General features: G+C 74.8%; 21 protein-coding genes. 10 read left to right on the top strand and 11 right to left on the bottom strand.

Annotated elements, in window-relative coordinates; all coding sequences use genetic code 11:
- The first annotated feature begins 135 nt into the window (after window positions 1-135).
- Window positions 136-2,232: a peptidoglycan recognition protein family protein gene (locus ACP7TJ_RS03165; RefSeq protein WP_266395121.1), complete on the top strand. Its 2,097-nt coding sequence runs from the start codon at window positions 136-138 to the stop codon at window positions 2,230-2,232.
- A gap of 99 nt (window positions 2,233-2,331) precedes the next feature.
- On the opposite strand, the gene ACP7TJ_RS03160 is transcribed toward ACP7TJ_RS03165, so the two are convergent.
- On the bottom strand, window positions 2,332-2,874 hold the full coding sequence (locus ACP7TJ_RS03160; protein ID WP_189910410.1) for an ATP-binding protein: 543 nt from the start codon (window positions 2,872-2,874) through the stop codon (window positions 2,332-2,334).
- Between the two features lie 183 nt (window positions 2,875-3,057).
- The gene (locus tag ACP7TJ_RS03155) at window positions 3,058-3,381 is read right to left on the bottom strand and encodes a hypothetical protein (RefSeq protein WP_427762004.1); all 324 of its coding nucleotides are present in this window, start codon (window positions 3,379-3,381) and stop codon (window positions 3,058-3,060) included.
- 323 nt (window positions 3,382-3,704) lie between these two features.
- Between ACP7TJ_RS03155 and ACP7TJ_RS03150 the strand changes: the two genes are divergently transcribed.
- The gene (locus ACP7TJ_RS03150) at window positions 3,705-4,856 is read left to right on the top strand and encodes a PLP-dependent cysteine synthase family protein (RefSeq protein ID WP_093765527.1); all 1,152 of its coding nucleotides are present in this window, start codon (window positions 3,705-3,707) and stop codon (window positions 4,854-4,856) included.
- A gap of 34 nt (window positions 4,857-4,890) precedes the next feature.
- Here ACP7TJ_RS03150 and ACP7TJ_RS03145 read toward each other — a convergent pair whose 3' ends face one another.
- Entirely contained in the window at window positions 4,891-5,742 is an 852-nt protein-coding gene (locus ACP7TJ_RS03145; protein ID WP_427762002.1) for a DeoR/GlpR family DNA-binding transcription regulator, read from the bottom strand.
- Window positions 5,743-6,033: 291 nt separating this feature from the next.
- Here ACP7TJ_RS03145 and ACP7TJ_RS03140 point away from each other — a divergent pair, with 291 nt between their 5' ends.
- Window positions 6,034-8,370 carry a hypothetical protein gene (locus ACP7TJ_RS03140; protein ID WP_427762000.1) on the top strand — a complete coding sequence of 779 codons (2,337 nt, stop codon included), beginning with the start codon at window positions 6,034-6,036 and terminating at the stop codon, window positions 8,368-8,370.
- Between the two features lie 10 nt (window positions 8,371-8,380).
- On the opposite strand, the gene ACP7TJ_RS03135 is transcribed toward ACP7TJ_RS03140, so the two are convergent.
- The 4 genes from ACP7TJ_RS03135 to ACP7TJ_RS03120 form a co-directional block, all read right to left on the bottom strand.
- Window positions 8,381-10,825: a right-handed parallel beta-helix repeat-containing protein gene (locus ACP7TJ_RS03135; protein WP_427761998.1), complete on the bottom strand. Its 2,445-nt coding sequence runs from the start codon at window positions 10,823-10,825 to the stop codon at window positions 8,381-8,383.
- A gap of 124 nt (window positions 10,826-10,949) precedes the next feature.
- Complete coding sequence (locus ACP7TJ_RS03130; RefSeq protein ID WP_387753756.1) at window positions 10,950-11,561, bottom strand: Rv1733c family protein; 612 nt, start codon at window positions 11,559-11,561, stop codon at window positions 10,950-10,952.
- 91 nt (window positions 11,562-11,652) lie between these two features.
- Window positions 11,653-12,480, bottom strand: coding sequence for an MOSC domain-containing protein (locus ACP7TJ_RS03125; protein WP_093765523.1), 828 nt, complete (start codon window positions 12,478-12,480; stop codon window positions 11,653-11,655).
- 58 nt (window positions 12,481-12,538) lie between these two features.
- Window positions 12,539-12,976 (bottom strand): DUF6643 family protein, encoded by a 438-nt coding sequence (locus tag ACP7TJ_RS03120; protein WP_093765522.1) that lies wholly within the window; start codon window positions 12,974-12,976, stop codon window positions 12,539-12,541.
- A gap of 308 nt (window positions 12,977-13,284) precedes the next feature.
- Here ACP7TJ_RS03120 and ACP7TJ_RS03115 point away from each other — a divergent pair, with 308 nt between their 5' ends.
- Window positions 13,285-14,544, top strand: coding sequence for a TerD family protein (locus tag ACP7TJ_RS03115; protein WP_367548598.1), 1,260 nt, complete (start codon window positions 13,285-13,287; stop codon window positions 14,542-14,544).
- 7 nt (window positions 14,545-14,551) lie between these two features.
- On the opposite strand, the gene ACP7TJ_RS03110 is transcribed toward ACP7TJ_RS03115, so the two are convergent.
- On the bottom strand, window positions 14,552-15,745 hold the full coding sequence (locus tag ACP7TJ_RS03110) for a glycosyltransferase (RefSeq protein ID WP_427761995.1): 1,194 nt from the start codon (window positions 15,743-15,745) through the stop codon (window positions 14,552-14,554).
- Between the two features lie 39 nt (window positions 15,746-15,784).
- Between ACP7TJ_RS03110 and ACP7TJ_RS03105 the strand changes: the two genes are divergently transcribed.
- Both ACP7TJ_RS03105 and ACP7TJ_RS03100 read left to right on the top strand, forming a co-directional pair.
- Window positions 15,785-16,579, top strand: a complete 795-nt coding sequence (locus tag ACP7TJ_RS03105) for a glutamate racemase (RefSeq protein WP_167742376.1) — start codon at window positions 15,785-15,787, stop codon at window positions 16,577-16,579.
- A gap of 49 nt (window positions 16,580-16,628) precedes the next feature.
- The gene (locus tag ACP7TJ_RS03100) at window positions 16,629-17,174 is read left to right on the top strand and encodes a hypothetical protein (protein ID WP_093765518.1); all 546 of its coding nucleotides are present in this window, start codon (window positions 16,629-16,631) and stop codon (window positions 17,172-17,174) included.
- 37 nt (window positions 17,175-17,211) lie between these two features.
- On the opposite strand, the gene ACP7TJ_RS03095 is transcribed toward ACP7TJ_RS03100, so the two are convergent.
- Window positions 17,212-18,207: an O-antigen ligase family protein gene (locus ACP7TJ_RS03095; protein ID WP_427761993.1), complete on the bottom strand. Its 996-nt coding sequence runs from the start codon at window positions 18,205-18,207 to the stop codon at window positions 17,212-17,214.
- 319 nt (window positions 18,208-18,526) lie between these two features.
- Here ACP7TJ_RS03095 and lnt point away from each other — a divergent pair, with 319 nt between their 5' ends.
- The 4 genes from lnt (at window position 18,527) to ACP7TJ_RS03075 (ending at window position 23,633) form a co-directional block, all read left to right on the top strand.
- The gene (gene lnt / locus ACP7TJ_RS03090) at window positions 18,527-20,137 is read left to right on the top strand and encodes an apolipoprotein N-acyltransferase (RefSeq protein WP_427761991.1); all 1,611 of its coding nucleotides are present in this window, start codon (window positions 18,527-18,529) and stop codon (window positions 20,135-20,137) included.
- A 56-nt stretch (window positions 20,138-20,193) separates the two neighbouring features.
- Window positions 20,194-20,694: an NUDIX hydrolase gene (locus ACP7TJ_RS03085; RefSeq protein ID WP_167742374.1), complete on the top strand. Its 501-nt coding sequence runs from the start codon at window positions 20,194-20,196 to the stop codon at window positions 20,692-20,694.
- Between the two features lie 55 nt (window positions 20,695-20,749).
- Entirely contained in the window at window positions 20,750-21,550 is an 801-nt protein-coding gene (locus tag ACP7TJ_RS03080) for a 3-hydroxybutyrate dehydrogenase (protein ID WP_093765514.1), read from the top strand.
- An 88-nt stretch (window positions 21,551-21,638) separates the two neighbouring features.
- On the top strand, window positions 21,639-23,633 hold the full coding sequence (locus ACP7TJ_RS03075) for a helix-turn-helix domain-containing protein (RefSeq protein ID WP_427761988.1): 1,995 nt from the start codon (window positions 21,639-21,641) through the stop codon (window positions 23,631-23,633).
- A 50-nt stretch (window positions 23,634-23,683) separates the two neighbouring features.
- Here ACP7TJ_RS03075 and ACP7TJ_RS03070 read toward each other — a convergent pair whose 3' ends face one another.
- Window positions 23,684-25,075, bottom strand: a complete 1,392-nt coding sequence (locus ACP7TJ_RS03070; protein WP_266544451.1) for an MFS transporter — start codon at window positions 25,073-25,075, stop codon at window positions 23,684-23,686.
- A gap of 152 nt (window positions 25,076-25,227) precedes the next feature.
- Window positions 25,228-25,608, bottom strand: a complete 381-nt coding sequence (locus tag ACP7TJ_RS03065) for an ArsR/SmtB family transcription factor (RefSeq protein WP_093765511.1) — start codon at window positions 25,606-25,608, stop codon at window positions 25,228-25,230.
- Between the last annotated feature and the right edge of the window lie 13 nt (window positions 25,609-25,621).

The following is a 25,621-nucleotide window of genomic DNA, read 5'->3' as shown; positions in this document are numbered from 1 at the left end:
TCGTACGAGGCGGACGAATCCCGTGCGACGGCCGTGACTTCCGTCGGCCCGTACGGGCCGCTTCTCAGGGTGGGGATCTCTTTGAGCCGTCGTAGCCGGCGTCGTGCCGTGTCGCACGCGTACAGACCGCTGAGCATGAGACGCCGGGCGTGGCTGACGCTCGGCGCCGTGCTCATCGGGGGAGGGGGCGTCGTCACCTACGCCACGGCCAGCCCGTCCGGCGGTTCCGGCGCCCCCGGGCAGGAACGGCGGCCGGTCGAGGTCTACGGCCTGGCCCTGAAGGGCACCGCGGCCGGCGAGCGCAAGCTGCCCCGCACCGAGACGGAACAGTTCTCGCTGGTCGGCGTCTCCTGGACCGGGGCGCTGAAGCCGCTGGAGGGCACCGCGCAGGTGCGCACCCGAGGCCTGGAGACGGGCGAGTGGGGGACCTGGCAGGACCTGGAGCTGAACGCCGCCCCGCCGGAGGAGGCCGAGGCCGGCATGCGCGGCGCGTCCCAGCCGCTGTGGGTCGGACCCTCCGACGGTGTGGAGGCCCGCGTCGTCCACGAGGACGGCACCACCGCCGCGCTGCCCAAGGGCCTGGAGGTGAACCTGGTCGACCCGGGCGTGGTGACCGAGGCCGAGACGCGCGTCGACGCGCCCGAGCCGGCCGCGTTCGCCGTGGAGGAGTCGCCGTCCCCGTCGCCGTCGCCGGAGCCCACCGCGCCGCCGTCCACGATGCCGCAGCCGCCCGTCACCTCGCGTGCCGACTGGGGCGCGGACGAGTCGAAGAGCCCCGACCCGTCGGAGTACAACGCCGAGGTGAAGGCGGTGTTCGTGCACCACACCGACGGCGCCAACGACTACGACTGCGCGGAGTCGGCGGCGATCGTGCGGGGCATCTACGCGTACCACACCGAGGTCAACGGGTGGAACGACGTCGGCTACAACTTCCTCGTCGACAAGTGCGGCACGGTCTTCGAGGGCCGCAAGGGCGGCATCGACCGGCCCGTGCTCGGCGCCCACACCTACGGCTTCAACCGTGAGTCCGCCGGCATCGCCGTCCTCGGCACGCACGGCACCGGCGCCGCCTCCGACGCCGCCCTGGCGTCCGTGGCGCGCGTGACGGCCTGGAAGCTCGGCCAGTACGGCGCCGACCCGGCGGGCTCCGTGATGCTCACCGCCGGCGCGACGCAGACCAACTACTTCAACACCGCCTTCACCGCGGGCGAGCAGTACACGTTCCACCGGGTGTCCGGCCACCGCGACGGCTTCAACACCCAGTGCCCGGGCGACGCCCTGTACGCCCAGCTGCCGACCGTCCGCACCTGGGCCGCGGGCCCCGTCGACGGGCTGCGGATCGTGTCCCTCACCGACGCGACCGCCAAGGGCTCGACCTACTACACCAAGGGCACGCCGGTGGTGCGCTGGTCGGCCACCACACCGGCGGCGCTGATCAAGAGGTACGACGTGCTCGTCGACGGCCAGTCCGTCGCCGGCACCTCCGGCGCCGGCTACGCCAAGCGCATCACCCTCACCCCCGGCAGCCACACCGTGAGCGTGCGCGCCACGCACCAGTCCGGCGCCGTCTCGACCACCGACGCGCTGACCGTCGTGGCGGAGACGACCGCGCCGGTGTTCACCGCCACGCCGACGCTCGGCCTGCGTGCCGGCACCGTGTACACCGGGTCCGTCCCGGTCACCCTGCGCTGGAAGGCGACCGACGACCAGGCCCTGCGCCAGGTGCAGTTGCTGGCCCCGCAGACAGCCACGTTCAGCGCGGCCGCCTACCTGTCCAGCCGGACCGCGAGGCCGGGCACCGCATCCACCTGGTCGATGCGGGCGTACGACTACGCCGGCAACCACCGCGACGCGGCGGCCACCTACACCCCGGTGATCCTCCAGGAGAGCGCCGCGGTCCGGACGGGCACCTGGAGCACGCGCAGCTCCACCGGCTACCTCGGCGGCAGGTCGTACTCCAGCGCCTCCAAGGGCGCCAGCCTGAGCTGGACGTTCACCGGACGCTCGGCGGCCTGGGTGGTCTCCCGGGCGTCGAGTTCGGGGCAGGCGTACGTGTACGTCGACGGTGTCAAGGCCGCCACGGTGGACCTGAGGTCGACGGCCACGAGCTACCGGCAGGCGATCTGGACGAGGACCTGGACGGCCAACGCCAAGCACACCGTGAAGATCGTGGTTGTTGGCACCAGCGGCCGGCCCACCATCACCACGGACGGTCTGGTCTACATCAGGTAGCCGCCGCATGAGGCAGCCGGCCGGGGCGCGGTGTCCGGCGGACAGGAGGTCCGCCGGACACCGCGCCCGTCGGTGGCGCCCCGTTGTGTCACCGCCCGGTCAGCCCGGAACGGCGGACCGGGCGGGAGCGGGTTCGGGCCGGTGGACCCCGGCCACGTGGTCGCCGAGCGCGACCTCCGTGAACCGTGGCCGGTCCGGTGCGGCGGCCGTGAGGTGCGGGCGCCGGTCCCAGGCCGCCGGTTCGGCCGCCGAGGGCGCCGGCAAGGTGAACCACACGACCTTGCCCGGGTCGTCCGGCAGCACGCCCCAGCTCTCGCTCATGGCGGCCACCATCGCCAGTCCGCGGCCACAGGTGGCGAGCGGTCCGGCGTCCGCGACGACCGGCAGCCGCGGATCGTGGTCGTGCACCGACACCTTCAGCCGGTCGAGGAGCAGTTCGATCTCCACGGTGCACGTCTTGTCGGGCTGGGCATGCCGGTGGACGTTGGACAACAGCTCCGTCACACCGAGCGAGGCCCGGTCTATCAGGACATCCATGTGCCAGTAGCGCAACTGCGCAGAGACGATTCTGCGGACCTGGCCGATCCGCGACGGCAGGGCTTGGAGCTCCACCGTGCAGTGCCTGCTTGGGTGACTGATCACGGCTGCGACTCCCCGACGTGAGGTCCGGAAGAACACGGAGTACGGATCCAGCAGGGCGCCTGCGTGACGCTGCCGCCTGCTGTCGTGGCCGGCGGGCTGGTTCGCAGCGTTATCGCCGGTAAACCCAGAGTGACGTGAGAACAGCGTGACCCAGCGGATGATGTGGCGCAACTCACGGACATCTCAGGCGCCGCGCCCCGCCGCCCGGCGGACGGCCTCGATGAATCGGCGGGCCGCGGGCGGACCGGGCTCCCCGGGCGCCGGGTCGTGGTCCCCGAGGGTCAGCAGGTACCGGTGGCCGTTGAGGTCGGCCAGCGCCCGGCAGTCGGGTGCGAACCAGGGCCGCGTGGCCCGCACGGCCTGCACCGGCGCGCTGTCTATCTCGGTGCCGTAGCTGGTGAGCAACTCCAGCCGCCCGTCGCTGATCCGGACCTGCCCGGCCCGGGTGAGCGACCGCAGCCGCCGGCCGATCCGCACGCCCGTGGCCTTGAACTCCGGCTCCGCCATTGCCACCCGCCCCCTCTGTGCGCGTCGGTGTACCGGACCGCGCTGCGCGGGCCGGCCACTGTCCAGAACCAGTGTGCCCCTGCTCCCGCCGGTGCAGTCTGCCCGCACCCGCCGCCGAGCACCAGAGCCCGCGCCCCCGCCGGCCGGAGCGCGGGGGGCACTCGCGTCCATGCGCCCCCACCCGCGCGCCCCCGCCGCCCCAGCACTTGCTTTCAGGCCACCAAAGATGTGTTTATGCAGGTGAGAGGTGGTGCGCGAGGTGCTTATGATCGGAGTGTCGGCCGCGCTGGACGCCGTCGGCGCTCAGTGTAAGGAGCCCAGTCGTGAGCACTCCCCAACAGACCCCGACCGGCGCCACTCTCGACGTCGACCGCAGCGACCCCGCCTACCGTGCCTGGCTGAAAGAGGCCGTGCGCCGGGTGCAGGCCGACGCCAACCGCTCGGCCGACACCCATCTGCTGCTCTTCCCGCTGCCCGAGCGGTGGGGCATCGACCTCTACCTCAAGGACGAGTCGACCCACCCCACCGGCAGCCTCAAGCACCGGCTGGCCCGCTCGCTGTTCCTGTACGGCCTGTGCAACGGCTGGATCCGTCCGGACCGCCCGGTGATCGAGGCGTCCAGCGGCTCGACCGCCGTGTCCGAGGCGTACTTCGCGAAGCTGATCGGCGTGCCCTTCATCGCCGTCATGCCGCGTACGACGAGCGCCGAGAAGTGCCGCCTGATCGAGTTCCACGGCGGCCGCTGCCACTTCGTGGACGACCCCCGCACGATGTACGAGGCGTCCGCCGCCCTGGCGGCGGAGACCGGCGGCCACTACATGGACCAGTTCACCTACGCGGAACGGGCCACGGACTGGCGCGGCAACAACAACATCGCCGAGTCGATCTTCCGTCAGCTGCGGATGGAGCGGTTCCCGCAGCCCGAGTGGATCGTCGCCACCGCCGGCACCGGCGGCACCTCCGCGACCCTCGCCCGCTACGTGCACTACATGCAGTACGACACCCGCATCTGCGTCGCCGACCCGGAGAACTCCTGCTTCTTCCAGGGCTGGACGACCGGCGACCCGGACGTCTCCTGCGACAGCGCCTCCCGCATCGAGGGCATCGGACGCCCCCGGATGGAGCCGAGCTTCGTGCCCGGCGCCGTCGACCGGATGATGAAGGTGCCCGACGCGGCCGCCGTCGCCGCCGTACGGGCCCTGGAACGGGTCATCGGCCGCAAGGCGGGCGGCTCCACCGGCACCGGGCTGTGGAGCGCGCTGAAGATCGTGGCGGAGATGGCCGCGGAGGGCAGGCGGGGCAGCGTGGTCACACTGCTGTGCGACCCGGGCGACCGCTACCTCGACAAGTACTACTCGGACGCCTGGCTGGCCGGACAGGGCCTGGACGTGACGCCGTACGCGGAGGCCATCGACTCCCTGCTGCGCACGGGCGTCTGGCCCGAGGGATCACCCCGCGAGCCGGCGGTCCGGTGAGGTCGGGGGACGGCGAGCGGGAGCGGCGCCCCGGTCAGGCGTCGGCGGCCGCCGCCGGCTCGTCCTCGGACCGCTCGGACTCGCCGGCCACCACCAGCCGCCGCAGATGCTCGGAGACCTCCGCGCGGGCCTCGGCGGACAGCCCGGAGTCCGTGACCAGCGTGTCCACCTGCTCCAGCGAGGCGAACGAACTCAGGCCGACGGTCCCCCACTTGGTGTGGTCGGCGACCACGATCACCCGCCGGGCCGACTGGACCAGCCGCCGGTTGGTCTCCGCCTCCGCGAGGTTCGGCGTCGACAGCCCCGCCTCGACCGATATCCCGTGCACCCCGAGGAACAGCAGGTCGAAGTGGAGCGCCGCGATCGCCTGGTCGGCCACCGGGCCCACCAGCGAGTCGGACGGGGTGCGCACCCCGCCGGTCAGGACCACCGTGGCCGCCCCCTGCCGGCTGCCCGAGGAGCGCTGCGCCGCGTGGAAGACGTCCGCCACACGCACCGAGTTGGTGACCACCGTGAGATCGGGGACGTCGGTCAGCCGGTGCGCCAGCGCGAACGTCGTCGTGCCGCCGGACAGCGCGATCGCCGCGCCCGGCGGGACCAGCTCGGCCGCCGTGCGCGCGATGTCCTCCTTGGCGGTCAGCTCCAGGCCCGACTTGGCCTCGAACCCCGGCTCGTGCGTGCTCGCCTCGACCACCGGGACCGCGCCGCCGTGCACCTTCTCCAGAACGCCCTGCCGGGCCAGCGCGTCGAGGTCGCGGCGGACCGTCATGTCCGACACACCGAGCCTGCGGGTCAGCTCGTTGACCCGGACCCCGCCCCGCCGCCGGACCTCGTCGAGGATCAGGGTGCGCCGCTGCTCGGCGAGCAGGTTCTGATTCTCGCTCACGTACGCTCCGGTCCTTTCGCCGCACAGCCGTCCGACACACTCCCGCGCGTCCACGGCCTCGGGCGGCATCCTCCCGGGCACCGGTGCGCGGACGCCCCATCCTCCCATGCCGGACCCCCGGCGGCGCCACCGGTCGCTCGTCGCGTACATGGCGGTTTTGGGGGCCCGCGCGGGGCGTGCGTGTCACACGGACCGGGGAGATTGAGTGACGACGGACGCACAGCGTCCGGGCGCGGGAGATCCTGTCCCGTACGGACGGATCCGACGGGGCGTCACGGGGGAGGCCGCACGGTGGAGAACGCACGGCAGCACAGACCGGCCGAGCACGGCGGAGAACCGGCCGGCGAGGGGCCCGCCGGGCCCGGCACCGCGCTGGAACTGCTGGTCCACGGGGTGGGCGGCACCACCCCTGAGCAGATGCTCGACGACCCGCGCACGGTCCGGGTCACCGGCGACGACACCGCCGCCGTGTTCCGCCGCGCCGACGACGCCGACGCCGAACGGGACCCCGGCGCCCGCCGCGACGGGCCCGTCCCCGAGGCGTACGTCTGGTGCAACCTCACCTCCGGCAACGGCACCCGTGCCCTGTGGCTGCTGCTCCTGCCGTTCATGGTGGTCAACCTGGCCCACTGGATGCGCCCCAGCGCCCACGGCCGCCGCCGCACGGTCCGGCTGTACGGGCTGCTGGTGCGGCTGACCGGCCTCAGCCTCACCGTGCTCCTCGTCGCCGCCGCCTGCGAGGTCGCCCTCGACCTCACCGCCTGGCAGTGCGCCGGCACGCCCGCCTGCGCCGACCGGCACTCCTGGCTCGGCTTCCTGTCGCCCGAGGGCGGCTGGTGGGGCGCGCCCGGCCGCCGGCTCGCCCTCGCGGCTGTGGTGCCCGCCGCCCTGACCGGGCTGCTGTGGTTCCTGTCCCTGCGCACCTGGAGCGCGTACGAGTCGCAGCAGCCGCCCGGCGGCTCCGAAGCGGAGGAGGACACCGGCCCGACCGCGCTGAGCCGCCCCGGCTTCTGGTACGGCCGCCGCCTGGGCGCCCGGCTGCGCGCCGCCCACACCGCCGCCGCGCTGCTGACGGTCGCCGCGGCCGTGGGCTCCGCCGCCGCCCGCTACGACCGCGAGCCGGGCGGCCCGGCCGTCCTCGCCGTCCTGGGCGTGCTGCTGGAGGCCGCCCTGGCCGCCGGGGCGGGCGCGGTGGTGTGGGTGGTCTGCCGCCGCGGCCGCAGCGAACGCCGCCCCGACGGCGACGCCGACCGCCGGCTGGTGCGAGGGCTGCCCCTCGCCGCCCTCGCCCTGCTCGTCCTCGGCGCGCTCTACTCGGGGTGGGAGCGGCCCGGCTGGGAGTCGGCGGGCCGGCTGCCCGGCAACGTCACCTTCGGCGCCCTCACCCTCGCGCAGGGCCTGCTGGTGACCGTCCTGGCCGGCGTCGCGCACGCCCTGCACCGCACCGACCCCGACCGGCGCGCCGCGCTGCGCGGGCTGGCCGGGCCGGCGGTCGCCATGCTCGCCTGCGCCCTCGGCGGAGTGATGTCGGGCGGGGTCTCGCAGCGGGTGTCCGACTGGCTGGACGGCACCCGTGCCTCCCTCCCGGGGCCGCCGGTGCTGCTCACCTGGCAGGCGTCCGTCATCCCGCCCTTGCTCCTGCTGCTGCTCGTCATGTGCTGCTGGCTCGCCCGCCGCGCCTGGCACCTCGCACGGGCCGAACGCGCCGCCGTCGAGGAGGAGTACGCCGGTGAGACGGGCGATCCCGGCCGCACCCGGCGGATCGCCTCCGTACGCGCCATGGCCGCCCTCACCGACCGGGGGCCGCGCATCCTCGCCGCCACCTCCGCCGCCACCCTGCTGCTGGGCGCCGGGGCCCTGGCCGGCGCGACGGCCACCGGGGAGACGCCGGGCGAGGCGGCGCACGGCGCCCACCCCGTCGTGCACGGCGCCGCGCAGACCGCGCAGGCCCTCGGGTCCTGGCTGATCGGCCTCGGCTTCGTCCTCCTCGTCACCTGGGGCCGGCGCGCCTACAAGGACGCCTCCGCCCGCCGCACCATAGGGATCCTGTGGGACGTCGGCACCTTCTGGCCGCGCGCCGCGCACCCCTTCGCGCCGCCCTGCTACGCCGAGCGCGCGGTGCCCGACCTGACCTGGCGGATCGCCACCTGGACCCGCGCCACCGGAGGACGGCTGGTGCTCTCCGGGCACTCCCAGGGCAGCGTGCTCGCCGCCGCCGCGGCCTGGCAGCTCCCGCCGTCCGCCCGCAGACGCGTCGCCCTGCTCACCTACGGCTCCCCGCTGGAGCGGCTGTACGGCCGCTGGTTCCCCGCGCACTTCGGGCCGGACGCGCTGGACTCCCTGCACCGCGACGTCGTCTGCTGGCGCAACCTGTACCGGCGCACCGACCCCATCGGCGGCCCCGTGCGACTGCCCGGCGACGGCGGACCCGACGTGGACCGCCCGCCGCTGAAGGACCCCCTCGCCTACGGCCGCACCGCGGAACACCCGCTGCCCGCGCCGATCCTCGGCCACTCCGACTACCGGGCCGACCCGGCGTTCGCGGAGGAACGCCGGCGCCTGCTCGCCCGGCTGCGGCCCGAGGTGCCCGCCCCGCGCCGGACCGGGAAGCCCGGCCCGGCGGCCTGACCGCCCGCGCTCAGGGCAGCGCGGGCAGGTCCTCCGCATAGAGCAGCGTCAGGTCGTCGGTGGTGGGCTCGTCGAGCTGGGCGACACGGCTCGCGTGCCGCTCCACCATCGCCTCGAACGTCTGCCGCGCCGTGCGTCCGTTGCCGAACGCGGGCCCCTTGGGGATGTCGGCGAAGTACGTCAGCAGCGCCTCCGCGGCGCCCGGCGCCAGCCGGTACTCGTGCTCCTCGGCCTGCTGCTCCACGATCCGCAGCAACTCCTCGGGGCCGTAGTCGCCGAACGTGATCGTCCGCGAGAAACGGGACGCCACACCGGGGTTGACCGACAGGAAGCGCTCCATCTCGGCCGTGTAACCGGCCACGATGACCACCACCGCGTCCCGCTGGTCCTCCATCAGCTTCACCAGCGTGTCGATGGCCTCCTTGCCGAAGTCCCGGCCCGCGTCCTCCGGCGACAGCGCGTACGCCTCGTCGATGAACAGCACCCCGCCGCGCGCCTTCTCGAACGCCTCCTGGGTGCGGATCGCCGTCGAGCCGATGTGCTCGCCCACCAGGTCCACCCGGGACACCTCGACCAGATGGCCCTGCTCCAGCACCCCGAGCGAGGCGAGGATCTCGCCGTACAGGCGCGCCACGGTGGTCTTGCCGGTGCCGGGGGAACCGGTGAACACGAGGTGCCGCTTCACGGACGCGGCCTTCAGCCCGGCCTGCTGCCGGCGCCGGCCCACCTCGATCATGTCGGTGAGGGCCCGCACCTCGCGCTTGACGCTCTCCAGGCCCACCAGGGCGTCGAGTTCGCCGAGGACGTCCTTGGAGGTGCGCGTCTCTCGCCGCGGTTCCGGCACGGCGGCGGGGGCGGCCGGCACCGGGGCGCCGGCCGGGGCGGGGACCGTGCCCAGCAGCCCCGTGGTGTGCCCGGTCGTCTGCACCGCGGGCTCCGGCGCGGGCGGTTCGGCGCGCAGGCTGCCGGACTCGTCGCTCGTGCAGTCCTCGACGACCGGCCCGCCCGAGCCGGACGTCCCGTCGGCGCCCTCGGCGAACTCGTAACCCCCGCGCGCGCAGCGCTCGGTGCGGCACTTGCGCAGCGTCGTACGGCTGCCGTCGATGACGTGGAAGCCGTAGCCGCCGCTGCCGGTGACCCGGCAGTGCTCGAAGGTGCCGCGGCCGCCCGCGGACACGTACACGCCGGCCTCGGCGGGGGAGTCGACCGTGCAGCGCTCGACGGTCGGGTCGGCGCCCTTGGTGACGATGACGCCGGTCTGGGTGCCGTCCAGGGTGCAGTTGCTGAGGGTGCCGCCGCTGCCGTGGTCGCGGAACCAGGCGCCGGTCGCCGCCTCCCGGATGCGGCAGTCGTCGAGCTGGGCGGTCGCGCCGTCGCTCACCGAGACCGCCGTGTTGCGCACCTGGGAGAGGTCGCTGTCGACGACGTCCGCGCGCGAGCCGCGGTCGAGCACGAACAGCGCGTCGGGCACGTCGTGCACCCGGCAGGAGTCCAGGACGGCCGTCGCGCCGTCGCTCACCCACACCGCCGGGTAGTCGCCCGTGCTGTCGAAGATCTCGCACTGGTTGGCGTCCACCCGCGTCCCCGGGTCCCACACCGACAGGCCGTTGCGGCCGAACCGACGCACCGTGGTGCGGGTCAGGGTGAGCACCGAGCGGGAACGCAGGTCGACCGCGTTCTCCGGGATGTCGTGGATGCGGCAGTCGGCCAGCGTCAGCACGGCGTCCGTGTCGAGCGTGACGCCGTCCCCGGTGGTGCGGTGCACGTCGCAGTCGGTGAGATGGGCGGTGGCGCGGCCGGTCACCTGCACCCCGCTGCCGCGCACCTCGTACACCTCGCAGCCGACGGCCTCCAGCGCCGAGTTCTCCCCGGTCGCGGTCAGGCCGGAACCGGAGGCGTGGTGCACCGTGCAGCGCTCCAGGCGGGGGTGGCCTCCGCCGCGCACGGCGACGCCCGCCTGTCCGGCGGCGACCACCTCGCAGTCCTCGAACACCCCGCCCCCACCGTCCACCACGGCGATGCCGGCGCCCGCCGGGTTGTCGACCGTGCACCGGCGCACCGTGGGCCGCGCGGCGCCGCGCACCTCGATGCCGGCCGCGGACCGGCTGACCACGCGGATGTCCCGCAGCTCGGGGGTGCCCTCCTCCACCAGCACGGCCGGGGCGGTGGCGTCCTGCCCCTCCACGTGCAGGTCCTGCACCACCGCGGAGGCGCGCACGGTGAGCGGCACGCCGTCCGGCGGCGCGATGCGCACCGAGCCGGGCGCCCCCTCGGGGCCGCGCAGGGTCACCGCCCGCCGCACCACGAGGTTCTCCCGGTAGGTGCCGGGAGCGACGGTGAGCACGTCGCCCTCGCCCGCGGCCTCCAGGGCGGCGGCGAGCGATGGGTACTCACCCGTGCGGCGGCGCCACCTCGATGTGCCGGTGTGCGTCACCTGGACCGTGCCCTGTGCCATCGTGTTGCCGTGCCCCCACCTCGTCGTACCTGTGGCTCGTTCCCGACCGAGTCGCTGCCGATCCGTTCGGCCGGACCACCGTAGCGTGCGCGGGGGCGGCGAGTTGACCAGAGGCGGAACGCCGTCAGCTGCCGGCGCCCGTCCTGCCCCAGTCCGGGCCCACGCGGCCCCATTCCCGGCCCCAGCAGGCGTACCGGCGCAGGAGCATCCGCCGCAGCACCAGACGCCGGCCGCCCTCGAACAGTCCGGCGGCCAGCAACGCGGCCCCCGCGCCCGCCAGCACCGCGTGCGCCGTCGCGGTGCCGGGGTCCAGCGGGCGCGCGACCCGGTCCCCGTGCCCGTCGGTCCATATCCGGAAGGTGTCGCCCGGCCGGGGATCCGGCAGGCGCGCCTGCACGGCCTCCCGCCGGGCGGTGCCGTCCGGGGCGATCCAGCGGGCCAGGACGCGGCTGCCCGGGGCACCGCCCACCAGCTCCGGGTCCGTGGCCGCCGGGGCCGGGTCCAGCTCGCGCACCACCGCGGCCGTGACCAGGTGCCGGGACTGCTGCTGGGCGCGGACCGACCGCTGCAGCGACGTGTGGGCGGCGCTCCCGGAGAGGACGCCGATCAGCGGCGCGGCGAGCGTGACCAGCAGGAGCGCGGTGAGCGCCAGCCAGGCCTCCGCGAGGTCGGTGGCGCGGCGCAGCGGGTTGCGCCGCCAGCGCCAGAGACCGCTGACCGCCCGCACGGCACGCACCCCCTCCCCGGTTCCCTCACGCTGCCCAACGCACCGGAGCGGGCACGGGTTCCCGCGTCGCGGGACGGCGCCCGGAGGGTCTGAGCGCGCGTCAGGCCACGACCTCCAGCGGATCGCCGACGCGCAGGGTGCCGGGGGAGAGGGGCACCAGGTTCACGCCGAAGAGGAGCCGGCCGCCGACGGACCGGTGCCGGCCCAGGGTGTGCAGGGGTTCGCGTCCGCGGCGGGCGGTGTCCTGGTCGGTGGTGGTGACCACGCACCGTCCGCTGGCCTTGGGGATCCGGAACGCCACCTCGCCGACGGTGACGCGGGTCCAGCGGTCCTCGGCCCACGGCTCCGTCCCCTCGATGACCACGTTGGGCCGGAAGCGGCTCATCGGCAGCGGGCCCTCGTGCGCGTGCTCGCCCTGCGCGACGAGGGAGTTGAGCCGGTCCAGGGAGGCGGTCGTGGTGAGCAGCAGCGGGTATCCGTCGGCGAACGTGACCGTCTCGCCGGGGAGCGCGTACGCGGGGTCCACCGGCCGCCGCACGGCCGGGTCGTCGAGGTGCACCAGCCGCACCGGTGTGCCCAGGAAGTCGCCGCACCAGGCGTGCACGGCCGCGTCCTCCGCGGGGACGGCCTCCACCTTGTCGCCGAACACGTCCGCCGGGACGGTCGCGCCGGGCGCCGGCACGGGCACGGTGACCGGGTCACGGCCGGGCGCCGACAGCACGACGCCGCCGCCGGGCAGCAGCTCGGCGGCGGCGAGGGCCAGGCGCGGATGGCGGCGCTGGGTGACGACCTTTCCCCCGTCGTCGATCAGCATCCAGCGCCGGTCACCGGCCGGACCCCAGCGCTCCACGACGACCTCCCGGAGCGGCAGGCTCCGGAAGGCCTTGACCGGATGAACGTGGATCGAGCGCACACGAGCGTTCCCCATGGGGCCATCGTGCCATCGGCGGACGACGGCCCCGGCCCGTTCGGCGCGGCTCGGCCGCTCAGTACCCCCGGTACTGCTGGTTGTTGTACGGGTCCTGGTACGGCACGGGCGCCGGCCGCGGGGCGGCCGCGGGGCGCATCGCCTCGTACCCGGCGGGCTGCGGCGGGCGCGGCGGCTGCGGCTGGGGGCCGGGGTAGCCGCGCGGCGCGGTGGCCTGCTGCGGGATGTACGCCGTGTGCGCCTGCTGGAGCGGGGCGGGCTGCGGCACGGAGGGCTGGGGGTAGCCGTAGGACGGCTGGGACGGTGCCGCCGGGAGGGCCGGCAACGCCGAGGGAAGCGCGGGCAGGTGACTGGCCGGCGCCTCGTACGCGGCGGGGACCCGGATCGGGGCGATCTGCGGGGTGCCCCGCTCGGCCACGAGCGAGTCGTAGATCGGGGTGTCCGGGAAAGCAGCGGAGGAGTAGCCGCCGCCATACATGGAGCGGGGGGAGGTCATGGCACATAAGTTAAGCCCACGATGTGCTGGTTGGGGAGACCGATAAGAGGGTTGTTTTCCGCGCCCCGGGTGACTCGCGATCCCCAATGTGAGCGAACTTATGGAAAACGGGCGTACTGCCGCGCGAATTTCGTGTAAAGGCCGAGTTCCGAGGGCGTTACCGGCGGTCGCAGGGGGTGGCTCCCGGGTGGTCCGCACCCGCGGGCGTGGGCGTCCCGCGCGCGGGGGAATAGGTTGGGCGGACGCACACCGACGGATGCCGGGGACTCGCCCGGCGCGGCGACCTGTGATGGGGGCGGGACATGTCCATGTCGAAGGGATCGAACACACCGGTGCCGGCCACGGCGCTCCGGGTCGACGTGGGCTGGCGCTCCGGCCCCGGCGTGCCGGACGCGGACGCCTCGGCGCTGCTGCTGGCCGGCGGCAAGGTCCGCTCCGACGGCGACTTCGTCTTCTACAACCAGCCGGCCCACGCCTCCGGCGCCGTACGACACGAGGGCAAGCGGCAGGACGGGGGCCGGGTCACCGACACCCTGCTCGTCGACCTCACGCGCGTCGAGCCCGGCATCGAGACCGTCATCCTCGCCGCCTCCAGCGACGGCGGCGCCTTCGGGCAGGTCCCGGACCTCTTCATCGAGGTGAAGGACGCGGCGAACGGCGCCGTGGCCGCCCGCTTCGACAGCGCCGGCGCCACCACCGAGACGGCCTTCGTGCTCGGCGAGTTCTACCGGCGCCAGGGCGCCTGGAAGTTCCGCGCCGTCGGACAGGGCTACAGCAGCGGGCTCGAGGGACTCGCCACCGACTACGGCATCACCGTGGACGAACCGCAGCACGCCGCGCCTCCCGTGGCGCCCCCGCCGGTCACGCCGGTCGCGCCTCCGGTCACCGTGCCGCAGCCGCCGCCCCCGCCCGTCGCACCCCCGGCGCCCGTCCAGCTCACCAAGGTGACGCTCACCAAGGCCGCGCCCTCCGTGTCGCTGACCAAGCAGGGCGGCACCTCGGGCTCCCTGCACGTCAACCTCAACTGGGAGGTGCGCAAGCAGTTCTCCGGCTGGGCCGCCAAGCTGGGCCGCCCGGTCGCCATGCACTCCGACCTCGACCTCGACCTGTGCGCCCTGTGGGAGCTCACCGACGGCAGGAAGGGCGTCGTCCAGGCCCTCGGCAACGCCTTCGGCTCGCTGCACCAGCCGCCGTTCATCCATCTCGACGGCGACGACCGCACCGGTGCGGCCGCGAGCGGCGAGAACCTCACCGTCAACCTCGACCACAAGCACCAGTTCCGGCGCATCCTCGTCTTCGTCACCGTCTACGAGGGCGCACGCTCCTTCGCCGACCTGCACGCGACGGTCACGCTCCGCCCGCAGCACGGCGCGCCCATCGACTTCTCCCTCGACGAGTGCACCGTCCCCTCCACGGTGTGCGCGCTCGCGCTCATCACCAACAACGGCGGCGACCTGGTCGTCCAGCGCGAGGCCCGCTACCTCGTCCCGGAGCGCGGCGTCAGCCCGCAGCGCACCGTCGACCACGCCTACGGCTGGGGCATGAACTGGACGCCCGGCCGCAAGTGACGGCCGGTCAGGCCTTTTCGGCGGCGGCCTCCGGGCGGGCGTAGGTGCGGCCCTTCCAGGCGGCGCCACGCCCGCGGCGGTGCTGCACCGCCGAGTCCACCGTCATCAGCAGATAGAGGAACGCGGTCACCGGCAGCAGCGGGGCGAGCCACAGCGGCTGCCGGTAGTACCGCAGCATCGGGACGTACGTCCCCGCCATCACCAGCCACGCCGCCGCACCCAGCAGCACGCACGGCGGACTCCCCGCCGCCGCGCCCACGGCCACCGCGGCCGGCGGCACCAGGTACACCAGCGTCAGACCGGCGACCGTCCCCGCCAGCAGCGGCGGGCTGTGCCGCAGCTGCGCGTACGCGCTGCGCGACACCATGCGCCACAGGTCACCCAGCCGCGGATAGGGGCGCACGCTGTCCACGCCGTCCGCGAGACCCAGCCAGACGCGCCCGCCGCTCCGCTTGACCGCGCGGGCCACGGCCACGTCGTCGATCACGGCGTGCCGTACGGCGTCCGGGATCCGCGCCCGCGCGGCGGCGTCGGCGCGCAGCAACACACAGCCGCCGGCCGCCGCGGCCGTCCTCGAACCCGGCCGGGAGATCCGGCGGAACGGGTAGAGCTGCGCGAAGAAGTACACGAACGCCGGCACGACCAGCCGCTCCCACAGGCTCTCCACCCGCAGCCGCGCCATCTGCGACACGAGGTCGAACCCGCCGGTCCCGGCCGCCGCCACCAGCCGCCGCAGACTGTCCGGGGCGTGCGCGATGTCGGCGTCCGTCAGCAGCAGGTACTCCGGGTCCCGGGCGCGGGCCAGCTCCATGCCGTGCCGCACCGCCCACAGCTTGCCCGTCCACCCGGCCGGCGGCTCGCCGGGCGGGACCACGGTGAGCGGAAGCCCGCCCTGCCGCCGCGCCAGCTCCCGCGCGAGGTCCCCGGTGCCGTCCGTGCTGCCGTCGTCGACCAGGAAGACCTCCGCCCGGCCGGGATAGTCCTGGGCGAGCAGCGACGGCAGGCTCGCGGGCAGCACCGCCGCCTCGTCCCGCGCGGGGACCACCACGCACACGTCCGGCCACCCGTCCGGTTCGCGCGACGCCGGAAGCCGCACGTCGGTGCGCCAGAACCACCCCTGGAACAGCAGCAGCCACAGCCACGCGGCGAGGGACACGGCGGCACTCCACACGACGGCGCTCACGTGCGCAGTCTGCCCCACGGCACGGCCCGGCAGCGGCCCATCGTCTATCGTGGCCGGGTGAAAATCGCGCTCATGGACTCCGGAATCGGGCTGCTGGCGGCCACCGCCGCGGTACGGCGACTGCGCCCCGACGCCGATCTGGTGCTCTCCCTCGACCCCGACGGCATGCCGTGGGGACCGAGGACGCCGGCCGACCTCACCCGGCGCGCCCTGGCCGTCGCCGAGGCGGCCGCCGTGCACCGGCCCGACGCCCTGATCGTCGGCTGCAACACGGCCACCGTGCACGCCCTCACCGCCCTGCGCGACCGTCACGAACCCGACCTGCCGGTCGTCGGCACCGTCCCCGCCATCAAGCCGGCCGCGGCCGGCGGCGGCCCGCTGGCCATCTGGGCCACCCCCGCGACCACGGGCAGCCCCTACCAGAGAGACCTGATCAAGCGGTTCGCCGCGGACGTCACCGTCACCGAGGTGCCCTGCTGGGGACTGGCCGAGGCCGTGGAGCGCGCGGACGACACGGCGATCGACGAGGCGGTCGCCGCGGCCGCCGCGCTCACCCCGGACGACGTGACCACCGTCGTCCTCGGCTGCACCCACTACGAACTGGTCGCCGACCGTATCCGGGCCGCCGTCCCGAGCCCGGGGCCGCAGCCGCTCGCCCTGCACGGCTCCGCCGGCGCGGTGGCCGCCCAGGCCCTGCGGCGGCTCGGCGAGCAGCCGGCCCCCGACGCCCCCGCCACGGGCTCGCTGACCGTGCTGCTCAGCGGACGCCCGGGCCCGCTGCCCGAGGCCGCCCTCACCTATCCGGAGGGCGGACTGCTCCAGGCGGCCGTCCCCGCCCGGACGGCTCAGTGACGCACTGCGACGCGGTACCGACCGAACGGATCCTGAGTAACCTCGAGGCATGAGGGACCACCGCTCAGGCGAGCACGGCCCGTACTCCGAGGTCTGGACCGGTCGCGCCACCGCCCGCTTCCAGTGGCTTCTGGCGCTGATCGGCGCCGCCTGCATGGCGCTCGGCATCGGCCTGGCCGTCGACTCCGCGTGGACGTCCGGGGTCGCACCGCTCGCCATGGCCGTCGTCGGGTGCATCGCTGCCGGACTCCTGGTGCTGTTCGGCACCCTCGCCTTCGTGCACGTCGCGCTGCGGGTCGACGAGGACCACCTCGAGGTGCGCTGCGGCCACATCGGCGTGCCGCGCCGCCGCATCCCGCTGTCCCACGTCGCCGGCGCCGATTTCGCCCCGCACGTCACGCCCCGCAACTGGGGCGGCTGGGGTTACCGCTGGCGCCCCGAGAAGGGCACGGCGGTCGTCGTCCGCCGCGGCGAGGGCGTGGTCCTCCGTCTCGCCGACGGCCACACGTTCACCGTGACGGTGGACGACGCGGAGGCGGCGGTCCGCGTCATCCGCGACCGCCTGCGGCCGAGGAGGCCGGGCACCAAGCTGTGAGCCGCCGGCGCTTCGGGCGCACGGCGAGCCTGGGCCCTCATCGGACGGCCCCGCCCCGCACCTCCCCCGCACGGCGGGCCGTGTCCAGGGCGAAGGGGCGGGACGTGGCGAGGCCCGCGAGGTAACCCGCGCCGACCGCGACCGCCGTGAAGCTGAGCGCGTTGCCCACCGTGGCCACGACGGCCAGCGCGGTCAGGGCGGCGGCCGCGGTCAGCACCACCGGCGTCGGGCGCGGACTGCGCCACAGCGCGTACAGCAGCCAGCCGAACGCCGCCGCCAGCAGCAGCACCCCGACGACGCCCTGTTCCGCCGCGAGCTGGAGCGGAGCGGAGTGCGGCTTGCCGTCGGACAGCGGCGACCTGAGGGACGCCACGCTCAGCTCGCCGAAGCGTCCCGGTCCCACGCCCAGGCCCGCGTGCGTACGGGCCAGGTCGAGCGCGTCGTGCCACAACGCCACGCGGTGCGGGGTGAGCCGGCCCTCGAGCGACGCGGCGAAACCTTCCGGCACCGCGTTCCCGGCGACGGCCCAGGCCAGCCCGGCCGCCACGGCGGCGGCAAGCCCCAGTCCGGAGAGGGCGGCGCCACGGCGTCGTATCCGGCCGGCGGCCAGCGAGCACGCCAGCACCAGCGCCGCGGCCACGCATCCCATGACCGAGCCCAGCACCGCCGCCGTCACCGCGATGCCCGCCGCGAGCAGCCGCATCGCGGACCGTACCGCCGGTCCGGAGGCTCCCGAGGCCGCGCAGCAGGCGGCCCCCGCCGACAGGATGATCATGGCGGTCGTCGCCCCGGCGTGCCCGAGCGGAGCGGTGATCTGCGGGCCCGGCGCCAAATGGGGGACCCATGTCATGAGCGTGATGCCGGCCAGCGCTCCCGCGCAGGGCGCGGCCACCGGCAGCAGCGCCCCGCCCATGCGGCCCGCCGCGTATCCCGCGGCCACGGCCAGCACCGCGAGCAGCATCCCCTCCGGCCGGCCGTCACGGGCCGCCGCGGTGACCAGGGGCCAGGCCGCGCACGCGCCCAGCACCACCACGCCCGCCGCGTCCGGCCCCGTCCGTCTCCCGCCGTCCGCGTCCGCACCCGCGGACGCCCTCTCCGTCGAACCTGAACCCACCCCGCACCCCGCCCACGTCGTGCCCCCGGCCCCCTGTGACGGTCCCCGCCCGCGGACCCCCGTCGGGCCGCGCGGACAAGGCACCGGCACACGGTAACGGCTGGTGGCCCGTTTGGGGACGCCTGGTGACGACTCCCGGGGCAACGGCGACGGGTGCCGCCGGCGAGCATCGTCCCGCCGCCCCGGGGCCGTACGACCGTGCTGTCGGGCCCCAGGTCACGCGCCGTAGACTCCCCGGGTGACCGTCACCGCAACCTCCGTCGGCGCGTCGGACCCCATGCCGCCGCAGACCACGCCCTCGGCCTGGCAGAAGTGGCGCGCGCGCCTCCTCCCGCCCGGCGCCGCCGCGCTCGCGGGCCTCCTTCTCTACGTCAGCTTCCCGCCGCGCACCCTGTGGTGGCTGGCCCTGCCCGCCTTCGCCGTCCTCGGCCGGGTGCTGCGCGGCCGGAGCTGGAAGGCGGGCCTGGGCCTCGGCTACCTCTTCGGCCTCGGCTTCCTGCTGCCGCTGCTGGTGTGGACCGGAGTGGAGGTCGGCCCCGGCCCGTGGATCGCGCTGGTGGTGATCGAGGCGGTGTACGTCGCGCTGGTCGGCGCGGGCATCACCGTGGTGTCGCGGCTGCCCGGGTGGCCGGTGTGGGCGGCGGCGCTGTGGATCGCCGGCGAGGCGGCACGCGCGCGCGTGCCGTTCAGCGGCTTCCCCTGGGGCAAGATCGCCTTCGGTCAGGCGGACGGCGTGTTCCTGCCGCTCGCCGCGCTCGGCGGCACGCCGGTGCTCGGCTTCGCCGTGGTGCTGTGCGGCTTCGGTCTGTACGAGGTGGTGCGGCTCGCCGTGAGGGCGCGGCGCACGGGAGACCTGCACCGGGCCGCCGCGGTCGCCGGCGTGCTGAGCGTCGCCGTTCCGGTCGCCGGGGCGTTCGCGGCGCGCACGCTGGTCGGCGACAAGGCCGAGAGCGGCACGGTCACCGTCGCGGTGATCCAGGGCAACGTGCCCCGCCTCGGCCTCGACTTCAACTCCCAGCGCCGGGCCGTCCTCGACTACCACGCGCGCGAGACGGAGCGGCTGGCCGCCGAGGTCGCGGCGGGCCGCGTCGAGCGCCCGGACATCGTGCTGTGGCCGGAGAACTCCTCCGACATCGACCCCTTCGCCAACGACGACGCCCGCGAGGTCGTCGACCGCGCCGCGAAGGCCGTCGGAGCGCCCATCTCGGTCGGCGCCGTGGTCTCCCGGGACGGAAAGCTGCTCAACGAGCAGATCCTCTGGGACCCGGTGAAGGGCCCCGTCGACGTCTACGACAAGCGGCAGATCCAGCCGTTCGGCGAGTACCTCCCGCTGCGCTCCCTGGTCGGTGCGATCAACGGGGAGTGGACCTCGATGGTCCGCCAGGACTTCAGCCGCGGCTCCGAGCCGGGCGTGTTCGACCGGGACGGCGCCGCCGTCGGGCTGGTCACCTGCTACGAGGCCGCCTTCGACTGGGCCGTGCGCGACACCGTCACCGACGGCGCGAAGATGATCTCCGTGCCCAGCAACAACGCCACCTTCGGCCGCAGCGAGATGACCTACCAGCAGCTCGCCATGTCCCGGGTCCGTGCCGTCGAGCACAGCCGCGCGGTCACCGTGCCGGTCACCAGCGGCGTCAGCGCCGTCATCATGCCGGACGGGGAGATCACGCAGAGGACCGGCATGTTCGTCGCCGACTCCCTGGTGCAGGAGGTGCCGCTGCGCACCTCGCAGACTCCCGCCACCCGCCTCGGCGCCCTCCCGGAGGGCCTCGTCGTCCTCCTCGCCGCGGGCGGCCTCGGCTGGGGCGTGGCCGCCGCGGCACGCGCCCGGCGCACCGGCGAGCAGTAGGGGAACGCCCCCCGACGTGCCCGGATGCGCCCCCGGGCGCCGGTTAGGGTCGGGGTATGGCTACTCCTGACTTCATCCGCACCCTGCGCGCCTCGGCCGGCCATCAGCTGCTGTGGCTGCCCGGCGTCACGGCCCTCGTCTTCGACGACGAGGGCCGCGTGCTGCTCAACCGCCGGGCCGACACCCGCACGTGGTCGGTGATCGGCGGCATCCCCGACCCGGGGGAGCAGCCCGCGGCCTGCGCGGTGCGGGAGGTCGAGGAGGAGACCGCCGTGCGCTGCGCGGTGGAGCGGGTGGTGCTGGTCCAGGCCCTGCAGCCGGTGACGTACGACAACGGCGACATCTGCCAGTACATGGACATCACCTTCCGCTGCCGTGCCGTCGGCGGCGAGGCGCGGGTGAACGACGACGAGTCGCTGGACGTCGCCTGGTTCGCGGTGGACGCGCTGCCCCAGCTGAACGAGTTCGCGAGCTTCCGCATCAAGCAGGCCCTGGCCGACGCCCCCACCTGGTTCGAGCCGGCACCCACATGGCTCGACCCCACTGGAAACGGCTGAACTGTGGGGTGCGACCACATGGGTCGACCGAGGCGTGCTGCCTAGGGTCAACCCCATGACCGCGCCCAGTGCCCTCCCGGCTCCCCACGACACCCCTCTCGACCTCGGCGGCCGTACCGCGCTCGTCACCGGCGCCGCCGGCGGCATCGGCCGCGCCTGCGCGCTGCGCCTCGCGGCCGCCGGCGCCAAGGTCAGAGCCGTCGACCGGGACGCCGCGGGACTGGAGGCGCTCGCCGCGGCAGCCGCGGACCTCGGCGGCGCCGTCGAGCCGCACGTCCTGGACCTCACCGACCTGGACGCCGCCGAGTCCGCCGCCGCCGGGACGGACGTCCTGGTCAACAACGCCGGACTCCAGCTGGTGCGGCCCATCGAGGAGTTCCCGCCGGACGTCTTCCACACGGTGCTCACCGTGATGCTGGAGGCGCCCTTCCGCCTCATCAGGGGCGCCCTGCCGCACATGTACGGGCAGGGCTGGGGCCGCGTCGTCAACATCTCCTCCGTGCACGGTCTGCGCGCCTCGGCCTACAAGTCCGCGTACGTGACCGCCAAGCACGGCCTGGAGGGGCTGTCCAAGACCACCGCCCTGGAGGGCGCGTCCCACGGCGTCACCTCCAACTGTGTGAACCCCGGCTATGTGCGCACCGCACTGGTCGAGAAGCAGATCGCCGACCAGGCCCGCGCCCACGGCATCCCCGAGGAACGCGTCGTGGCCGAGGTGCTGCTCCAGGACAGCGCCGTCAAGCGCCTGATCGAACCGGAGGAGGTCGCCCAGGCGGTGGCCTACCTGTGCGGCCCGCAGGCGTCGTTCGTCACCGGCACCTCCCTGGTCCTGGACGGCGGCTGGACCGCGCACTAGACCCGGCACCGACCGCGGCCGGCCGTCGGCCGGCGGAGTTTTCCACAGGGCTGACGGGGCGGCCGCCGGATGAGGAATCCTGAGACCCATGCCCCGCGATCACCTGCAGTACGCCGAACGGTCCGCCTCCGCCGCCGGCACGCCGGCCCGGACCCGCCCCGACGCCGGCCTGCCCGCCGCCGACGGCGCCGAGGCGCCGTTCCTGGAGCTGCTCGCCCGCGGCGCCCCCGCCGAGGCCTACGAGCAGCCGGTGCTGCTCGCCCGCGCCGAGGGCCGCCCCGCCGAGCGGGTCGCGGCCCTGGAGCGGGCCAAGCTGCTCGCCCTGCGCGTGCGCTCCGAGATCGAGGGGCGCCGCCGCCGGGAGGCCGAGCTGTCCGCCCTGTTCGAGACGGCTCACGACCTCGCCGGACTGCGCGACCTGGACGCCGTGCTGCGCGCGATCGTGCAGCGCGCCCGCTCCCTGCTCGGCACCGACGTCGCCTACCTCAGCCTCAACGACCCGGAGCGGGGCGACACCTACATGCGGGTCACCGAGGGCTCGGTGGCGGCCCGCTTCCAGCAGCTGCGCCTCGGCATGGGCGAGGGCCTCGGCGGCCTCGTCGCCCAGACCGCCCGGCCGTACGTCACGGACGACTACTTCCGCGACGACCGCTTCCAGCACACCCACTCCATCGACACCGGGGTCCGCGACGAAGGGCTCGTCGCGATCCTCGGGGTGCCCCTGACGCTCGGGGACCACGTCATCGGCGTGCTGTTCGCCGCCGACCGCCGCTCCCGGGTGTTCGAGCGGGAGCAGATCGCCCTGCTCGGCTCGTTCGCGGCGCTCGCCGCGGCCGCCATCGACACGGCCAACCTGCTCGCCGAGACCCGCGAGGCCCTCGCCGGCCTGGAGCGGGCCAACGAGATCATCCAGGACCGCAGCGCCGTCATCGAGCGTGCCTCCGACGTCCACGACCGGCTCGCCGAGCTGGTCCTGCGCGGCGGCGGGGTGCACGACGTGGCCGCCGCCGTCTCCGAGGTGCTGGACGGCACCGTCGAGTTCACCGAGGCCCCGGCGGCGCCCGCGCGCGCCCTGGAGTCCTCCCGCGCCGAGGGCCACGCCGTGCGGCACGGGGACGACTGGATCGCCGCCGTCGCCGCCGGGGACGAACTGCCGGGCGCACTCGTGCTGCGCGGTCACCCGGGCCTCGACCCCGTCGACCAGCGCACTCTCGAGCGCGCCGCCTTGGTCACCTCGCTGCTGCTGCTGGCCCGCCGCTCCGCCGCCGAGGCCGAGCAGCGCGTCCGCGGCGAGCTGCTCGACGACCTGCTCGACGCCCGTGACCGCGACCCCCGCCTCCTGCGGGACCGCGCCACCCGGCTGCGCGCCGACCTCGACGCCACGCACGCGGTGCTCGCCGCCCGGCTGGAGGGCGGCACCGCCGACGCCGACCAGGAGGCCGACGCCCGCAGACGCCTGTGGGCCGCCGCCTCCCACCTCGCCGCGACCCGGCACGGCCTCGCCGCCGCCCGCGACGGCGGCACGGTCCTGCTGCTGCCCCTCGCCCCCGGGCACACCGCCACCGACCTGGCCCGCCGCACCGCCCGCGAGCTGGGCACCGCCGTCCACGAACCGGTCACGGTCGGCGCCTCCGCCCCGGTCGGTCAGCTCCTCGCCCGCCTGGACACGGTCGCCTCGGCGTACGCGGAGGCCCGGCGCTGCCTCGACACCCTGCGGCTGCTCGGCCGCGCGGGCGACGGCTCGGCCGCCGAGGACTTCGGGTTCCTCGGGCTGCTGCTGGCGGGGGAGCGGGACATCGCCGGCTTCGTCGACCGCACCATCGGCCGGGTCGTGGCGTACGACGAGCGGCGCGGCACGGAGCTGCTGCGCACGCTGGACGCCTACTTCGCGTGCGGGATGAGCCCGGCCCGCACCAAGGACGAACTGCACGTCCACGTCAACACGGTGGCGCAGCGCCTCGACCGCGTCGGCCGGCTCCTCGGCGGCGACTGGCAGAGCCCGGAGCGCGCCCTGGAGATACAGCTGGCCCTGCGTCTGCACCGGCTGTCCGGCGTCACGCAGCCGCCGCCCGCACAGCGCTGACCCCCGCGCCGCCGGGGCGGACACGGGGGCCGGGGATGCGGCTCGGGTGATCAGAGGGCGCGCGCGTCCTCCGCGGCCCCGGTCTTCACGGGGGCGTCCGCCCCGTCCTCCGTCCCGGGGGACACGTCCGCGAGATCCCGGTGCCGGGTCTCCTTGGCCGCCAGGATCGCGACGACCGTGAGCAGGCTCGCGGCGATGACGTAGAGGGCGATCGGGGTGGAGGTGCCGTAGTCCGACAGCAGCGCGGTGGCGATCAGCGGGGCGGGGGCGCCGGCCGCGACCGAGGCGAACTGGGCGCCGATGGAGGCGCCGGAATAGCGCATCCGGGTCGCGAACATCTCGGAGAAGAAGGCCGCCTGCGGCGCGTACATCGCCCCGTGCATGACGAGACCCACGGTCACCGCGAGCAGCAGGGCGCCGAAGCCGCCGGTGTCGATGAGCGCGAAGAAGGGGAACATCCACAGCCCCACGCCGACCGCGCCGATCAGATACACCGGACGCCGGCCCAGCCGGTCCGACAGGGCGCCCCAGGCGGGGATCACGGCGAAATGCACCGCGGAGGCGATGAGCACCGCGTTGAGGGCGGTCTGCTTGGACACCCCGGCCGAGGTGGTGGCGTACACCAGGATGAACGCGGTGATCACGTAGTAGCTGATGTTCTCCGCCATCCGCGCGCCCATCGCCACCAGCACGTCACGCCAGTGGTGCTTGAGCACCGCGACGAGCGGCATGCGCTCGGCGGGGGCGTCCGCCTTGCGCGCCTCGGCACGCTTCAGCGCCTGCTTGAACACCGGCGACTCGTCGACGGAGAGCCGGATCCACAGACCGACGATCACCAGCACACCGGACAGCAGGAACGGGATCCGCCAGCCCCAGGCGCCGAACGCCGACTCCGACAGCACGGCGGTCAGCAGCGCCAGCACACCGGTCGCCAGCAACTGCCCGGCCGGCGCGCCGGTCTGCGGCCACGACGCCCAGAAGCCGCGCCGTCGCGCGTCGCCGTGCTCGGACACCAGCAGCACGGCGCCGCCCCACTCACCGCCGAGCGCGAAGCCCTGCACCAGCCGGAGCACGGTCAGCAGGACCGGCGCCATGCTGCCGATGGTGGCGTGGGTGGGCAGCAGGCCGATGGCGAAGGTCGCCCCGCCCATCATCAGCAGACTCAGCACCAGCAGCTTCTTGCGTCCGAGCCGGTCGCCGTAGTGCCCGAACACCAGCGCGCCGATCGGCCGCGCGGCGAACCCGACGGCGTACGTCAGGAACGACAGCAGCGTGCCGACCAGCGGATCGGAGTCCGGGAAGAACAGCTCGTTGAAGACCAGCGCGGCGGCCGACCCGTAGAGGAAGAAGTCGTACCACTCGATGGTGGTGCCGATGAGGGACGCGGCGACGATGCGCTTGAGGTTGCTCGGTGCTGGTGGGGCGGTAGAGGGCGACGACATCGGCACCACTTCCTGGCGTTGCGGGGACGTTTGCGTGTCGCCATACCGTAGGAAGCCGCAGATCAGTGGCGTATGTGGTGGGACACCATAGTTCTGGAGGTGGGAGTGCGTGGGGGCACCATGACGGTGTCGGCGGAGCGACGATGCGGGCCTTACGTGACGGCGGTCGGGGCCGAGGCCGGGGTGTCGCGCAGGCCGACGCGCAGGTGCTCGACGTGGTAGAGGGCCTGCTCGAGAAGTTCGGCGACGTGGTTGTCGTAGAGGGCGTAGATGATCGAGCGGCCCCGGCGCTCGCCGGTGACCAGGCCGAGGTTGCGGAGCAGGCGCAGTTGGTGGGAGCAGGCGGACTGTTCCATGCCGACGGCGTCGGCGAGTTCGGTCGCCGCGCACGGGCCTTCCTGGAGGCGGGCCAGGATCCGCAGCCGGGAGGGCGTGGCGAGGGCCTGGAGGGTGGCGGCCACGTCAGCGGCGCCTACGGTCTCGAGCCGCTCCCGCGCGGTGGTGGTGTTCTTGGCGTCAGCTCCATGGCCCATGGCCCTCATCCTA

The sequence above is a fragment of the Streptomyces sp. DSM 41931 genome (genome assembly GCF_050271085.1).
GTDB lineage: Bacteria > Actinomycetota > Actinomycetes > Streptomycetales > Streptomycetaceae > Streptomyces > Streptomyces albogriseolus.
The sequence above is the reverse complement of the archived record's forward strand: the minus strand, read 5'-3'. Positions and strand labels throughout refer to the sequence as shown.

Coding starts and splice junctions, on each gene's coding strand:
- ACP7TJ_RS03065 (WP_093765511.1), bottom strand. CDS start 25,608: ATGGGCCATGGAGCTGACGCCAAGAACACCACCACCGCGCGGGAGCGG.
- ACP7TJ_RS03080 (WP_093765514.1), top strand. CDS start 20,750: ATGACCGCGCCCAGTGCCCTCCCGGCTCCCCACGACACCCCTCTCGAC.
- ACP7TJ_RS03135 (WP_427761998.1), bottom strand. CDS start 10,825: ATGGCACAGGGCACGGTCCAGGTGACGCACACCGGCACATCGAGGTGG.
- ACP7TJ_RS03125 (WP_093765523.1), bottom strand. CDS start 12,480: ATGGGGAACGCTCGTGTGCGCTCGATCCACGTTCATCCGGTCAAGGCC.
- ACP7TJ_RS03100 (WP_093765518.1), top strand. CDS start 16,629: ATGAGGGACCACCGCTCAGGCGAGCACGGCCCGTACTCCGAGGTCTGG.
- ACP7TJ_RS03165 (WP_266395121.1), top strand. CDS start 136: ATGAGACGCCGGGCGTGGCTGACGCTCGGCGCCGTGCTCATCGGGGGA.
- ACP7TJ_RS03155 (WP_427762004.1), bottom strand. CDS start 3,381: ATGGCGGAGCCGGAGTTCAAGGCCACGGGCGTGCGGATCGGCCGGCGG.
- ACP7TJ_RS03120 (WP_093765522.1), bottom strand. CDS start 12,976: ATGACCTCCCCCCGCTCCATGTATGGCGGCGGCTACTCCTCCGCTGCT.
- ACP7TJ_RS03075 (WP_427761988.1), top strand. CDS start 21,639: ATGCCCCGCGATCACCTGCAGTACGCCGAACGGTCCGCCTCCGCCGCC.
- ACP7TJ_RS03070 (WP_266544451.1), bottom strand. CDS start 25,075: ATGTCGTCGCCCTCTACCGCCCCACCAGCACCGAGCAACCTCAAGCGC.
- ACP7TJ_RS03115 (WP_367548598.1), top strand. CDS start 13,285: ATGTCGAAGGGATCGAACACACCGGTGCCGGCCACGGCGCTCCGGGTC.
- ACP7TJ_RS03085 (WP_167742374.1), top strand. CDS start 20,194: ATGGCTACTCCTGACTTCATCCGCACCCTGCGCGCCTCGGCCGGCCAT.